Origin of the sequence: Erythrobacter sp. GH1-10 (genome assembly GCF_045363165.1) — a bacterium.
In the GTDB taxonomy this organism is placed as follows: domain Bacteria; phylum Pseudomonadota; class Alphaproteobacteria; order Sphingomonadales; family Sphingomonadaceae; genus Erythrobacter.
This window is the reverse complement of sequence record NZ_JBJFLP010000001.1, coordinates 1,996,747-2,009,753: the sequence shown is the minus strand read 5'-3', so window position 1 is coordinate 2,009,753 and position 13,007 is coordinate 1,996,747. Positions and strand designations below refer to the sequence as shown.

Annotated in this window: 14 protein-coding genes and 1 tRNA gene; 11 read left to right on the top strand and 4 right to left on the bottom strand. The window is 62.6% G+C overall.

All coding sequences use genetic code 11. The features are described from left to right. Positions 1 to 2: 2 nt before the first annotated feature. Positions 3 to 758, bottom strand: a complete 756-nt coding sequence (locus tag ACI5KX_RS09965) for a flavodoxin family protein (protein ID WP_406810509.1) — start codon at positions 756 to 758, stop codon at positions 3 to 5. A gap of 137 nt (positions 759 to 895) precedes the next feature. On the opposite strand from ACI5KX_RS09965, the gene ACI5KX_RS09960 reads away from it, so the two are divergent. Genes ACI5KX_RS09960 through ACI5KX_RS09950 form a run of 3 tightly spaced genes read left to right on the top strand, consistent with a single transcriptional unit; the run spans position 896 to position 2,737 of the window. After that, positions 896 to 1,786, top strand: a complete 891-nt coding sequence (locus tag ACI5KX_RS09960) for a fructose bisphosphate aldolase (protein ID WP_406810508.1) — start codon at positions 896 to 898, stop codon at positions 1,784 to 1,786. 9 nt (positions 1,787 to 1,795) lie between these two features. After that, a complete protein-coding gene (gene thiE / locus ACI5KX_RS09955; RefSeq protein ID WP_406810507.1) occupies positions 1,796 to 2,434 on the top strand; it encodes a thiamine phosphate synthase in 639 nt (212 codons plus the stop codon). A 6-nt stretch (positions 2,435 to 2,440) separates the two neighbouring features. Beyond that, complete coding sequence (locus tag ACI5KX_RS09950) at positions 2,441 to 2,737, top strand: hypothetical protein (protein WP_406810506.1); 297 nt, start codon at positions 2,441 to 2,443, stop codon at positions 2,735 to 2,737. A gap of 6 nt (positions 2,738 to 2,743) precedes the next feature. On the opposite strand, the gene ACI5KX_RS09945 is transcribed toward ACI5KX_RS09950, so the two are convergent. Next, positions 2,744 to 3,109, bottom strand: coding sequence for an elongation factor P (locus tag ACI5KX_RS09945; RefSeq protein ID WP_406810505.1), 366 nt, complete (start codon positions 3,107 to 3,109; stop codon positions 2,744 to 2,746). A 210-nt stretch (positions 3,110 to 3,319) separates the two neighbouring features. Here ACI5KX_RS09945 and efp point away from each other — a divergent pair, with 210 nt between their 5' ends. The 7 genes from efp (at position 3,320) to ACI5KX_RS09910 (ending at position 9,435) form a co-directional block, all read left to right on the top strand. Continuing rightward, entirely contained in the window at positions 3,320 to 3,883 is a 564-nt protein-coding gene (gene efp / locus ACI5KX_RS09940) for an elongation factor P (protein ID WP_406810504.1), read from the top strand. A 4-nt stretch (positions 3,884 to 3,887) separates the two neighbouring features. Next, positions 3,888 to 4,265: a hypothetical protein gene (locus ACI5KX_RS09935; protein ID WP_406810503.1), complete on the top strand. Its 378-nt coding sequence runs from the start codon at positions 3,888 to 3,890 to the stop codon at positions 4,263 to 4,265. Between the two features lie 39 nt (positions 4,266 to 4,304). Continuing rightward, positions 4,305 to 5,123: an inositol monophosphatase family protein gene (locus ACI5KX_RS09930; RefSeq protein ID WP_406810502.1), complete on the top strand. Its 819-nt coding sequence runs from the start codon at positions 4,305 to 4,307 to the stop codon at positions 5,121 to 5,123. Positions 5,124 to 5,196: 73 nt separating this feature from the next. Further along, positions 5,197 to 5,281, top strand: a tRNA-Leu gene (locus tag ACI5KX_RS09925). Positions 5,282 to 5,403: 122 nt separating this feature from the next. Further along, complete coding sequence (locus tag ACI5KX_RS09920) at positions 5,404 to 6,201, top strand: hypothetical protein (RefSeq protein ID WP_406810501.1); 798 nt, start codon at positions 5,404 to 5,406, stop codon at positions 6,199 to 6,201. 51 nt (positions 6,202 to 6,252) lie between these two features. Continuing rightward, on the top strand, positions 6,253 to 8,052 hold the full coding sequence (locus ACI5KX_RS09915; protein WP_406810500.1) for an SLC13 family permease: 1,800 nt from the start codon (positions 6,253 to 6,255) through the stop codon (positions 8,050 to 8,052). A gap of 45 nt (positions 8,053 to 8,097) precedes the next feature. Further along, a complete protein-coding gene (locus ACI5KX_RS09910; RefSeq protein ID WP_406810499.1) occupies positions 8,098 to 9,435 on the top strand; it encodes an amidohydrolase in 1,338 nt (445 codons plus the stop codon). A 137-nt stretch (positions 9,436 to 9,572) separates the two neighbouring features. On the opposite strand, the gene ACI5KX_RS09905 is transcribed toward ACI5KX_RS09910, so the two are convergent. Beyond that, entirely contained in the window at positions 9,573 to 9,758 is a 186-nt protein-coding gene (locus ACI5KX_RS09905; RefSeq protein WP_406810498.1) for a hypothetical protein, read from the bottom strand. Between the two features lie 124 nt (positions 9,759 to 9,882). Beyond that, positions 9,883 to 11,481 carry an isocitrate lyase gene (locus ACI5KX_RS09900; RefSeq protein ID WP_406810497.1) on the bottom strand — a complete coding sequence of 533 codons (1,599 nt, stop codon included), beginning with the start codon at positions 11,479 to 11,481 and terminating at the stop codon, positions 9,883 to 9,885. Positions 11,482 to 11,633: 152 nt separating this feature from the next. On the opposite strand from ACI5KX_RS09900, the gene ACI5KX_RS09895 reads away from it, so the two are divergent. Next, positions 11,634 to 12,977 carry a short-chain fatty acyl-CoA regulator family protein gene (locus ACI5KX_RS09895; RefSeq protein WP_406810496.1) on the top strand — a complete coding sequence of 448 codons (1,344 nt, stop codon included), beginning with the start codon at positions 11,634 to 11,636 and terminating at the stop codon, positions 12,975 to 12,977. The last annotated feature ends 30 nt before the right edge of the window (positions 12,978 to 13,007 follow it).

Genomic DNA, 13,007 nt, shown 5'->3' with positions numbered 1-13,007 from the left:
GTTTATCGATACTCGGGATTGAGTGAATCGAAGCGATACCCTTCCTGCCAAAGGTCCTTGGAATTGCCATAGGCGGGGATGCCTCCAGCATCCTTGAGCATCCGTGCAAAGTGCATCAGGTTCCACGTCATGAATGTCGTGTTGCGGCGCGTGAAATCATTGTCGAAACCGGCGCGCGAGCCATCGTCCAATTCGTCTCCGAATGACGGACCGGGGCCTGCCTCACCGATCCAACCTGCGTCGGCCTGCGGCGGAATCGTGTAGCCGACATGCTGCATGGCATAGAGCACGCCCATGCCGACATGCTTTATCCCGTCTTCGTTGCCGGTAACGAGACAGCCGCCGACCTTGCCGTAGAACACATATTGCCCGCGATCATTCGTCTGACCCGAATGGGCATAGAGTTTCTCTATGATGAGCTGGCACACCGAGCTCTTCTCCCCCAGCCAGATCGGAGTGCCGATGACGAGAATGTCCGCAGTTTGGACTTTCTCCCAAAGCTTGGGCCAAGCGTCGTTTTGCGCGCCATGTTCGGTCATGTCGGGAAACACGCCCCAGGCGATATCGAAATCGGTCGCCCGCACTGTCTCGACCGACACGCCCGATTTCCGCATGATCTCCGCCGAAATGTCGATCAGCGTCTGGGTGTGGCTTTGTTCGGTAGCAAGCTTGAGCGTGCAATTGACGAACAAGGCGGACAGATCGCTGAAGTCGGTTTCGTTTTCCGCACAGAGCTGTTCTTGTTTCGGGTCGAGCATTGCGAACTCTCCTCTACCACCAGACTTACGCCTCAACCGAGGATTCTTTGTGCCCCCATATTGCAGCATCGGACGGCACTGTCTAAGGCGCGCACGATCTCTCTATGCATAGGTATGCACAGGATAAGGAATCGCCGATGAACACCGATCAGATGGCCGCAAAGATCCGTGAAGGGCAGGGCTTTATCGCCGCGCTTGATCAGTCGGGCGGTTCTACCCCGAAGGCGCTGCGCGGCTACGGCGTGGAGGACAGCGAATGGGCGGGTGATGAGGAGATGTTCGCGCGCATCCACGAAATGCGCAGCCGTGTGATCACTTCCCCGTGCTTCGGTAGCGGCAAGGTCATCGGCGCGATCCTGTTCGAAAAGACGATGGACGGTCAGGTCGATGGCAAGCCGACAACCTATGCGCTGAAAGATCGCGGAATCGTACCCTTTATCAAGGTCGATCAGGGCCTTGCCGACGAGAGCGACGGCGTCCAACTGATGAAGCCGCTCGACAAGCTGCCTGCGCTGCTCGAGAAATCGGTCGGCAAGGGCATGTTCGGAACCAAGATGCGCTCGGTCATCAAGTCGGCCAATGCCGGCGGGATCGCGGCGATTGTCGAGCAGCAGTTCGAGGTCGGCAACCGGATCGCCGATGCGGGCCTCGTGCCCATGCTGGAGCCCGAATACGACATCCACGCTGCGGACCGCGCCGAGGGCGAGGACATGCTACTGGCCGAAATCATGAAAGGCCTCGATGCACTGCCCGAAGCCCGGACGGTGATGCTCAAGCTTTCGATTCCCGTAAAGCCCGGCCTCTATGCGCCTGCCATAGAGCACCCCAATGTGCTGCGTGTGGTCGCCCTTTCGGGTGGCTATTCCACCGACGATGCCTGCGCGCACCTCGCCAGGAACCCCGGCATGATTGCGAGCTTCAGCCGCGGGCTGCTGCAGGATCTGCGCAAGGACCAGAGCGATGCGGAATTCGACGCGGCGCTGGGTGGGGCGATCGACAAGATTGCGAGCGCGAGCTGCTCTGGCTAAGGCGCTCGTGTGAGCGAAACGGCAACCCAGCTTTACCTGATCTCGCCGCTCGACGTTGGCGGCGCATTCCCGCAGCGGTTCGAGCGCGCGCTGGCGGCGGGCAAGGGCCTCGTCACCGCTTTCCAGTTCCGTGTGAAGGATATCGACCAGCACGAAGCCGCTGCGCTCGCCGAGCCCTTGCAGACAATCTGCGCCGCGCATGACGTGGCCTTCATCGTCAACGACAGCATTCCACTGGCGAAGCGGATCAAGGCCGATGGCGTGCACCTTGGGCAGGATGACGGCTCGCCAAAGGAAGCGCGCGATGCGCTGGGCCGCGAGGCGCAGATCGGCGTCACCTGTCACGCGTCGAAGCACCTGGCTATGGAAGCGGGCGAGGCCGGGGCGGATTATGTCGCCTTCGGAGCGTTCTTCGACAGCACCACCAAGGACAAGGGCGACGCCGAGCGGCCGACGCCCGAAATCCTGTCGTGGTGGTCGACCCTGTTCGAACTGCCCTGTGTCGCGATCGGCGGGATCACGCCGGAAAATTGCGCGCCGCTGGTCGATGCGGGCGCCGACTTTCTTGCGGTGTCGGGCGCGATCTGGAACGGTGATGAAGTCGCGGCAATCGAGGCGTTTGCCAAAGCGATCACAGACGGAGAGTAAACGCGCATGAAATTCCTCGACCGCCTGCTCACCATCGTCGTCACTGCGACGATCACGTCGCTGATCTGGATCCTTTTCGGTACCACACTGCTCGAAAAGGCGAGCGAACGACAGGCTGGGGAAGATGTCGCGGCGCCCGAGCCCTCTCCCGAAGCCGAGGTCACGCCGAGCGCGCCGCCGATCATGCAGGAGCCGTCTCCGACGCCTTCGCCGACATCGTCGCCTACCCCGGCCCCTACGGCCGAACCTGCCGCGCAACCGCAGATGCCGCCGGTTGCAGCGCCTACGGACGCTGGCGAATAATCGGGATCAGGCGCTCCCGCCCAGCCGGGTGCAGATCATCTCGCCGCGCTTCAGCTGGTTGGTGCCGATCCGTTCGAAAACCTCGCCCTTCTTCGGGCCGCGCGTGAACGTCAGCTCGGTACCGCGCAGGATGTAGATGCCCTTGCCCTCGGCATTGTCATAGCCCGAAGCGGGGCGGATGCGGAATTGCTCTTCCTCTACGACGCGATAGGCTTCGCCGCCGGCATCGCCGGGCAGGGCGCATTCATAGGTTCCGAGCGGCATGGTGCGCAGCATTCCACCCGAGGGTGGAGACTTTTGCGCGATCAACGGAGAAGTGGCCGCCACGATGGCGGCTACCGCGGTCAGAAGAACAACGTATCTGGTTTTCATCGGTGCGATCTCATCGTGCGGCGGGCCTAGCACCCGGCCCAGCCTTGCGCCACGGCGTTAACCACGGATAGCTGAATTGCGGCTGAAACGTCTCCCGTTCGGCTGCGCTTGCCCGAAGCCGGGCCTTTCGCTATTGGCGCGCATCACAAGTTACCCGAGCGCAAGGCCCGCGAGCCGCGCCCACCATCCTGCACAAAGGCACGAGCCCCCATGAAAATCAGCGGCGTCGATATTCGTCCCGGCAATATCCTCGAATACGAGGGCGGCATCTGGAAGGTCGCCAAGATCCAGCACACCCAGCCCGGCAAGGGCGGGGCTTACATGCAGGTCGAGATGAAGAACCTGCAGGATGGCCGCAAGACCAACGTGCGCTTCCGCAGCGCCGACACGGTCGAGAAGGTGCGGCTTGATACGCAGGAATACCAGTTCCTCTATGAAGACGGCGACATGCTCGTTTTCATGGACCAGAACACCTACGAGCAGATCAACCTGCCGTCGGACCTGCTGGGCGATGCCCGCCCGTTCCTGCAGGACGGGATGGAGGTAAAGCTTGAACTCTGGGAGGAAAAGCCGATCTCGGTCGAGCTGCCGCAGCAGGTCGAGGCGGAAATCGTCGAAGCCGATGCGGTGGTGAAGGGGCAGACCGCCTCCTCAAGCTACAAGCCCGCCGTGCTCGATAACGGCGTTCGCATCATGGTCCCGCCGCATATCGAAAGCGGCACGCGGATCGTGGTCGATGTGTACGAACAGACCTATGTTGGAAAGGCTGGTTGATTTAGTGAAACTGCGTATTTTCAAGACTTTCGTTACTACTCTTGCCATCGCCGGACTCGGCGCCGGGGCAGCGGTGTCGACCGCCGCCCAGGATGCGACGACCGCCGATGATACCGAAACCCGGCAGCATGCCGTCGAAAACATCCGGCTGCTTTTCGCCGCGCTCAATTCCGAGCAGGTCGACGGGGAAATCAAGAACGTCCTCGTCGGTTGCATTTACCAGAACTCGATGCAGGAAATCACGGTTGCGATGGACAAGGCTATCGCTGCCAATCCCGAAGAGCTCGATCGCACCGATACCGGCGCGATGCTCGGATTGATGGCGGGTATTTGCGGGTTCCAACCGGAACCGACCGGCGAGGCACCCGCTCAGCCGCGCTAAGAGAGTCCGTGCGCTTTCTGGCGCGGAATTGGAGAATTCATGTCGATGTTTTCAGGCCTGATCCGCGTCATGGAACGCGCTGCGCGGAAGGCGGGCGGGCGCTTGCGCCGCGATTTCGGCGAAGTCGAGCACCTGCAGGTGAGTCGCAAGGGGCCCGCCGACTTCGTGTCCAAGGCCGATATGCGCGCGGAGCGCACGATCTACGACGAGTTGCTTCATGCGCGGCCCGACTGGGGTTTCGTGATGGAAGAGGCCGGCGTGATCGAAGGCGCGCCGGACAAGCCGCGCTGGATCGTCGATCCGCTCGACGGCACTTCTAATTTTCTCCACGGCATTCCGCATTTTGCGATCAGCATCGCGGTGCAGGAACCACGGCTTGACGGGAAAGGCTGGGGCGATGTCACCGCCGCGGTGATCTACCACCCGATCAACGACGAAACCTATTGGGCGGAAAAGACCCGCGGCGCGTGGCTGCAAGACGCGCGGCTGCGGGTATCGGGTCGTCGCCACCTGCCTGATGCACTGGTTGCCACCGGCATTCCCTTTCAAGGGCAGGGCGATTTCGCCGAATGGAGCCGCATTTACGGAGCGATCGGGCCGGAAGTCGCCGGGATTCGCCGCTTCGGTGCCGCCTCGCTCGACCTCGCCTGGGTGGCACAGGGCCGGTTCGACGGCTTCTGGGAGAGCGGCCTCAACGACTGGGATACCGCTGCCGGCTGCCTGCTGGTGCGCGAGGCAGGCGGTTTCGTCTCCGATTTCCGCGGGCGTTCCAATCCGATCCTTGCGGAGCAGGTGCTCGCCGCAAACGACAGCCTGCATTCGAAGTTGCACAAGCTGCTCGCGAACTCGCTCAAATAGCGGAGCGGGCGGCAAACAGACGTCTTGAAGTGACGCGAGCGCGGCGCTAACAGCCGCGCTCCACATCAGGCGTGCCCCTGTGGTGGAATTGGTAGACGCGAGCGACTCAAAATCGCTTTCCTTCGGGAGTGCCCGTTCGAGTCGGGCCAGGGGCACCATCTCTTTGCGCTAACGCTTCGCTGGTTGAGCGCGGATATCTGGCGCTACCGCTTCGCTGCTTGAGCGCAAATAGCTCGCGGAACCGCTTCGCTCCTCCGGACGCTTCCGCTAGGACCGTCCAATGGACATGCCTTTCGAAGTCGACCCGCAACGCTATCAGCGCACTGGCGACTACGTATATGCCCGCGATCCCAAGCTGCGGTTCGACCAGCGGCGGCTCGCCCGTGTCGTCGGCGTCGTGGCCTTCGGCCTGCCGATCGTGCTCGGTTTGGGCGGCGTGCTGCTCGGCGACTTTCGCGAAGCGCTCAGCGGGTATTATTACGAGGAACTGGTGCTGGGCGACATTTTCGTCGGCAGCCTCGTGCTGATCGCATCGCTGCTACTCGCCTATCGCGGCTGGACCCCGCATGTTGCGCAGCTCGCAACTTTTGCAGGGGTTGCCGCCCTGCTTGTCGCGCTCGTTCCTATGGAGGGCTGGGTGACCGGTTGCGAGGCGCTCGATGCGCTTGGGCAATGCGAGACGGAGACCCGCCTTTATCCTCAGATCGGATACTGGGTTCACGCAGGATCCGCCGGAGCGCTGTTCGCGGTGCTCGCCTTTTTCTGTTTCTTCGTCTTCACCCGTGTCCCCGCACACCGCGCACATGAACCTCTTTCTCGAGCAAAGCGGATGCGTAACGCGATTTACCGCGTTTCCGGCACCGTCATCGTCGTTTCGACGCTTGCCATCGCCGCCGGGGACCTGCTGGTCGGAGACGCGTGGCGCGGCAACAATCTGACCTTCTGGATGGAGGCGCTTGCGCTCGGTGCGTTCGGCACGTCGTGGATGGTCCAGGGGCGGGCCGTGCCGCAGCAACTGCGCGATCCGGAGGACCAGGCCGACGCCGCCGAAGTGCAGCGGCAGAAGGCGTCTGACTGAAATCTCTTGATCTTCGCACCGTTAGTTGGGAGACCCGTCCTCAACGGGATCATGCTCGAGCTTCCTTCCTATCACGCTATCGCCGCTATGGTGATCACGATCCTGATGTTCGTGGGATTCGTCCGCGGGCGGATGTCGATCGAGATCGTCTCGCTGCTGACCATCGCGGTGATCGCGGTCGGTCTGTATTTCTTTCCGCTGGAAGGAACCCGTCCGATCGACGGACTGGCGCTCGCCTTCGGTGGCTTCGGACATTACGCTCTGATTACGATCTGCGCGCTCATGGTGATGGGCAGGGGGCTGGTCGTAACCGGAGCGCTCGAACCCGCAGCGCGGATTCTCGAAAGCGTATTCCGGATGAACCTGCAGATCGGTCTGCTGGTCTCGCTGCTGATCGCATTTTTCCTGTCGATGTTCGTCAACAACACGCCGGTACTGGTGCTGATGATCCCGATCTTCGCCGCGCTGGCGCAGCGGGGAGCGATGCCGACCTCGAAGACGCTGATGCCGCTCAACTCCGCATCGTTGCTAGGCGGCCTTGCGACCACCATCGGTACCTCGACCAATATCCTCGTGGTTTCGATCGCGGTCGACCTCGGCATGCGCGAGATCGGAGTGTTCGATTTTACCCCGATCGTGCTGGTCGCGGGGCTTATCGCGCTGCCTTACATGTGGCTGGTGATGCCGCGCATGCTGGCGGACAACCGCACCGACACTCAGGAGAACGTCCGGCGCTTCCACACGCGTCTGCGGATCGCCGAACAGAGCGACCTCGTCGGCAAGGAAGTGGGCGAGATAACCGATAAACTGCCCAAGACGATCGAGTTTCACGGCTATGGCGCGGGGCCGATCCAAGCCCAGCAACGCCTGCATATTTCCGGCACGCACGAAGGGCTCGAGGATGCGGTGCGAGTGTTAAAGGGCGAGCTTGCACCCAATTGGGTGCTCGACCGGATCAAGCGAAATGCTGCGGCTCAGGATGCCGACATCATGGTCGTCGAGATGACGGTGACAGCGGATTCGCGCCTGATCACGCGGACGCTGCCTTCCTCGGGGATTGCCGACCTCTACGGTGTGGCCGTGCTTGGCATCCATCGACCCGAGCGCCTGCTCGGCGAGCGCGACCAGTATTCGGAAGGCGGCGACCTGCGGATTACGGAAGGCGACGTGCTGCTGGTGATGGGCCTTAACGAAGACCTTCAGGCCTTCGCCCGAGCCGACAGCCTGTTGATGCTCGAAGGCGGGCGCGAATTGCCCCGCCGTTCGAAGGCGGTGCTCGCGGCCGCCATCATGGGGGTCGCGGTGTTCACCGCATCGATCGGCATATTCCCGATCGCAATCTCCGCGCTGGCGGGCGCGATCCTGATGTTCGTGACCGGCTGTGTGAAATTCGACCGCGTCGGACGGGCGCTTTCGGGGCAGGTGATCGTGCTGGTCGCCGCCAGTATCGCCATCGGGCGGGTAATCGACGAAAGCGGGGCTGCGGCGTGGCTCGGCGAGGCGCTGTCGCTGGGCCTCGGCTATTTGCCGCCTGCGCTGGTGCTGGCGGCGATCATGGCTTTTGTTACCGTGCTCACCAACTTTGCCTCGAACGCGACGGCGGCGACGGTCGGCACGCCCATCGCTTTCAGTATCGCGGCTCAACTCGGCTTGCCGCCCGAACCGCTGGTGCTCGCCGTGCTGTTCGGCTGCAACCTGTGTTATGCCACGCCGATCGCGTATCAGACGAACATGCTCATCATGGCGGAGGGCAATTACGATTTCGCCGACTACGTCCGCACCGGCGTTCCACTGGTGCTGCTGATGGTGGCGACACTCTCGGTGCTGCTGGCACTGTGGTACGGATTGTAGAACGCGGGCTTCTCACAAGACATAAGAATACGGGGACACACAACTATGCTTAAACGGGTTCTGACGGCTGGCGCGGCGCTGGCAATGGTGATGGACGCGCCGGCGCATGCGGACAATCACGCAGACGATCTGCGGACCGAAGTCATGGCCGACATGCCCGGGCTGATGGAAGTCTATCGCGATCTCCACGCCAATCCCGAACTGAGCTTTCAGGAATTCGAGACTGCGAAGAAGCTTGCAGCAAGGGCCCGCGCGCTGGGCTTCGAGGTGACCGAAGGCGTCGGGCAGACCGGTGTCGTCGCGGTCATGCGCAATGGTGAGGGCCCGACAGTCATGCTGCGCGCCGACATGGACGGGCTGCCGGTGGTCGAGCAGACCGGCTTGCCTTTCGCCTCCGAGGCCCGCGGCGTGCCCGCGAGCGGGGTCGAGACCGGGATCATGCACGCCTGCGGCCACGATACCCACATGGCCGCCTGGCTCGGTGCGGCGCAGCTGCTGGCCGAAAGCAAGGATGAGTGGTCGGGCACGCTGGTGATGATCCTGCAACCCGCCGAGGAGCTCGGTTTGGGCGCGATCGCGATGATCGAAGACGGGCTCTACGAGCGTTTTCCGAAGCCCGATTATGTGCTTGCCTTTCACGATGCCGCCGCCGCGCCTGCCGGTGTGATCGGCTACACCTCGGGCTATGCGCTTGCCAATGTCGACAGCGTCGACATTACCGTGAAGGGCATTGGCGGGCATGGTGCCTATCCGCACACGACCAAGGACCCGATCGTGATCGCATCTTCGATCGTGATGCGCTTGCAGACGCTGGTCAGCCGCGAAAAGAACCCGCTCGACCCCGCTGTGGTGACGGTCGGCAGCTTTCAGGCCGGGGCGAAGCACAACATTATCTCCGACGAGGCAAGGCTGCAGCTGACGGTGCGCAGCTACAGCGACGAGTCGCGCGACGCACTGCTTTCCGGGATCGAGCGGATTGCCAAAGCCGAAGCGATGGCGGCAGGGCTCGAAGGCGACATGCTGCCGGTCGTGACGGTAAAGGACCCGTACACCCCCGCGACCTACAACACGCCCGAACTCACCGAGAACGTTGCAGCTTTGCTCAAAGGCAGGTTCGGCGAGCGCGTGATCGAGACCGATCCGGTGATGGGCGGCGAGGATTTCAGCCAGTTCCGCCGCGCCGATCCGGACAATGTCCAGACGCTGATTTTCTGGGTTGGCGGGGTCCCGCAGGACCAGTGGGAAAAGGCGCAGGCGGGCGAGGTTGAGCTGCCTTCGCTGCACTCGCCGTTCTGGGCTCCCGATGCCGAAACGGTGATCGCAACCGCGACCGAAGCGCTGGTTGCGAGCACGCTCGATCTGATGCCCAAGAACGGCGGATAAGAATTTCTCGGTCGCGCGGGCGAGAAAATCGCACCGCGGATGGGGTACGCAGAATAAAGGACGGCCGCCGAAACGGATCGCTCCGTTACGACGGCCGTATTCTCCTCCCCAGGAGAACTGGTGGTGGCGCGTGCGCCTCAGTCGGAGCTGGGCACGTAGGTCCCGAGCCGGTGGTGTAGCGCGTTGATCTTGGCAAGCTCGTCGCGGTCCTCGGTGTTGCGCGCGTGGCTCTCCAGCGCGCGGCGCAGCAGCTTCATATCCGCCGTCGAAAGCAGTGCGCGGGCGCGCGATGGTTCGGTCTTCGGCGTATCGGTATCGCTCATTATCTCTCTCCGTGGTCCAGCAAGGGCTATCTGATGACCAAGCTAATGGAGGTCTTGGTTGGTTCCCGCAAGGCCGATGGGGGTTCGGCCCTGCGGAAATCCATCGTCGAGTTCGGTCGGCGTGTCAGGCAGCCTCGAACTGGTTCATGGTGTTGTCCTTGCCGCCTGCCTTCAGCGCAGCTTCTCCGGCGAAGTACTCCTTGTGGTCGTCGCCGATGTCGGAGCCCGCCATGTTCTGGTGCTTCACGCAGGCGATACCCTGGCGGATCTCCTCACGCTGGACGTTCTTGACGTAGCCGAGCATCGCCTGTTCGCCGAAGTACTCGCGGGCGAGGTTGTCGGTGCTGAGCGCTGCCGTGTGGTAGGTCGGCAGGGTGATAAGGTGGTGGAAGATGCCTGCACGCGCCGCGGCATCGCGCTGGAAGGTGCGGATCTTCTCGTCGGCTTCGGTAGCAAGCTCGGTGCTATCGTAGCTTGCATCCATCAGACGATCGCGATCGTAGGCCGAAACATCCTGGCCCGCTTCCGCCCACGCATCATAGACTTGCTGGCGGAAGTTGAGCGTCCAGTTGAACGAAGGCGAGTTGTTGTACACCAGCTTCGCATTGGGGATGACCTCGCGCACGCGATCCACCATTCCGGCGATCTGCTCGACATGCGGCTTCTCGGTCTCGATCCAAAGCAGGTCCGCACCGTTCTGGAGCGAGGTGATGCAATCGAGCACACAGCGATCTTCGCCCGTACCGGCGCGGAACTGGTAGAGGTTCGACGGCAGGCGCTTCGGTGCCATCAGCTTGCCATTGCGGCTGATGAAGACCTGGCCATTGGTGATGTTCGCCGGATCGACTTCCTCGCAGTCGAGGAAGGCGTTGTACTGGTCTCCAAGGTCGCCGGGCTCCTTCGAGTAGGCGATCTGCTTGGTGAGGCCGGCGCCGAGCGAATCGGTGCGTGCGACGATGACGCCGTCTTCGACGCCCAGTTCGAGAAAGGCGTGGCGACAGGCGCGGATCTTCTGGATGAAGTCCTCGTGCGGAACGGTGACCTTGCCGTCCTGGTGGCCGCACTGCTTTTCGTCGGACACCTGGTTCTCGATCTGCAGCGCGCAGGCCCCGGCTTCGATCATTTTCTTGGCGAGCAGATAGGTCGCCTCGGCATTGCCGAAGCCTGCATCGATATCGGCGATGATCGGGACGACATGCGTTTCGTAATTGTCGATCTGGTTCTGGATATCCTGCGCCTTGATCTCGTCACCGGCATCGCGGGCCTTGTCGAGATCGCGGAACATCATGCCGAGCTCGCGCGCATCGGCCTGCTTCAGGAAGGTGTAAAGTTCCTCGATCAGTCCGGGAACGCTGGTCTTCTCGTGCATCGACTGGTCGGGCAGCGGTCCGAAATCGCTGCGGAGCGCGGCGACCATCCAGCCGGAAAGGTAGAGGTAACGCTGTTTGGTGCTGCCGAAGTGTTTCTTGATCGAAATCATCTTCTGCTGCGCGATGAAACCGTGCCAGCAACCGAGCGACTGGGTGTATTTCGCCGGATCCGCGTCGTAGGCTTCCATATCGGCGCGCATGATCTTCGCCGTGTATTTCGCGATATCGAGACCGGTCGGAAAGCGGTTCTGGATCATCATGCGGGCAGTCGATTCGGGATCGATCGCCGCCCAACTCGGGCCGTTCGCTTCGATGATGCCTTGCATCTGGGAGATAGTGTTCTGATAGGTCATGTCCGGTCTCCGTGAGAGGGTGGGGAGGTAGTGCGACCCATCTGCATTGGTGCAGCGCAGCATGATAGGAAAAATTACAGAATTTATTGTCTGTATCGCGCGGAATGCGGAAATCCTTGTGTAAGGATGTAAATTAATTTACACGCCGGAAGATGTCGGACAGCTCCCTTCTCGCCGGACCCTCGCTGCGACGCCTGCGCAAGCGTGAAGGGCTTACGCAGGCTGCAATGGCCGCTTCGCTCGGGATTTCTCCCAGCTATCTCAACCTGATAGAGCGCAACCAGCGTCCGCTTTCCGCGCGGGTGCTGGTGCAGGTCATCGAACGCTTCGATTTCGATCCGCGATCCTTGCGCGAAGACGAAGCGATCGGCGGGATCGACGGGCTGGTGCGGCGCATGTCGGACAAGCGTTTCGCCGATCTCGGCATCGACCGCGAGGAAGTGCAGGAATTCCTTGCGGCCGCCCCGCAGGCCGCCGCCGCCTTCGCCCGCCTCTACGATACAGCCGGAGAAACCACTTCGCGTGCGGAGGATCCCGCCGAGCAGGCGCGTCAGGCGGTCGAGCGCTGGCAGAACCACTTTGCCGATCTCGATCATGCCGCCGAAGACATGGCCGACGAACTGCGCCTGTCTCAGGGAGATACGGGCGCGGCACTCGCCGATCGCTTGCGCCAGAAGCACCAGCTTTCGGTGCGGGTGCTTCCCGCCGAAGTCATGCCGGGGATCGTCCACCGGCTCGACCTGCATGCGCGGCAATTGCAGCTTTCGGAAATGCTTCCGGGTGCCGCGCGCCGGTTCCAGATCGCGCGGCAGGTCGCGGCGCTCGAACTGCGCGAGGATATCGATACGCTGGTGGCGGGGGCGAACCTCTCCTCCGGCGAGGCGCGCGAGGGGTTTCGCGATCATGTCACCGATTATGCCGCAGCGGCGCTGTTGATGCCCTATCGCCGGTTCCTGCGCGCCTGCGAGCAGACCGGTTACGATGTAAACATCCTCCAGCGTCGCTTTGCATCGAGTTTCGACCAGATTGCCCAGCGCCTGACGAGCCTTCAGCGCGTCGGAGAGCGGGGTCTGCCGTTCTTCAGCGCACGCTTTGGCCGAACCGGCCGGATGGTGCATTTCACCGCCGGTGCGAGCGGAGCGGTCTACCCGATCGACGGCGCGCGCTGGCCGGCATGGGTGCCCTATGCGGCTTTCGAGAACCGCGGCGCGCTGCTGACGCAGGCGGTCACCTTCGGTGAAGGCGAGGCGGCGCCGAAGCACTGGTTCACCATCGCCCGCACGGTCGAGGTCGATGGCGTTGCCTGCAGCTCGAGAAAAGCGGTCGTTCTGGGGATTGAGGCGCGCTTCGCCGGCGAGCTCGCGCACGCGCGCGGTATCTCGCTCGATCCGCAGGATGCGGTGCCGCTCGGCGTGGGTTGCCCGCGCTGCGGTCGCACGGACTGCCTGACCCCCGCTCCAGCCCGTTTGGCCGGGCCCGCAAACGCCGGTTCCTAAGGCCCGATTAACCGCTCTCTCGACCGATAT

Bases quoted from the DNA above. Each gene is read 5' to 3' on its own strand.
- ACI5KX_RS09915 (WP_406810500.1), top strand. From the start codon at position 6,253: ATGCTCGAGCTTCCTTCCTATCACGCTATCGCCGCTATGGTGATCACG.
- ACI5KX_RS09965 (WP_406810509.1), bottom strand. From the start codon at position 758: ATGCTCGACCCGAAACAAGAACAGCTCTGTGCGGAAAACGAAACCGAC.
- ACI5KX_RS09905 (WP_406810498.1), bottom strand. From the start codon at position 9,758: ATGAGCGATACCGATACGCCGAAGACCGAACCATCGCGCGCCCGCGCA.
- ACI5KX_RS09960 (WP_406810508.1), top strand. From the start codon at position 896: ATGAACACCGATCAGATGGCCGCAAAGATCCGTGAAGGGCAGGGCTTT.
- ACI5KX_RS09920 (WP_406810501.1), top strand. From the start codon at position 5,404: ATGGACATGCCTTTCGAAGTCGACCCGCAACGCTATCAGCGCACTGGC.
- ACI5KX_RS09945 (WP_406810505.1), bottom strand. From the start codon at position 3,109: ATGAAAACCAGATACGTTGTTCTTCTGACCGCGGTAGCCGCCATCGTG.
- ACI5KX_RS09910 (WP_406810499.1), top strand. From the start codon at position 8,098: ATGCTTAAACGGGTTCTGACGGCTGGCGCGGCGCTGGCAATGGTGATG.
- ACI5KX_RS09900 (WP_406810497.1), bottom strand. From the start codon at position 11,481: ATGACCTATCAGAACACTATCTCCCAGATGCAAGGCATCATCGAAGCG.
- ACI5KX_RS09930 (WP_406810502.1), top strand. From the start codon at position 4,305: ATGTCGATGTTTTCAGGCCTGATCCGCGTCATGGAACGCGCTGCGCGG.
- efp (WP_406810504.1), top strand. From the start codon at position 3,320: ATGAAAATCAGCGGCGTCGATATTCGTCCCGGCAATATCCTCGAATAC.
- ACI5KX_RS09950 (WP_406810506.1), top strand. From the start codon at position 2,441: ATGAAATTCCTCGACCGCCTGCTCACCATCGTCGTCACTGCGACGATC.
- ACI5KX_RS09895 (WP_406810496.1), top strand. From the start codon at position 11,634: ATGTCGGACAGCTCCCTTCTCGCCGGACCCTCGCTGCGACGCCTGCGC.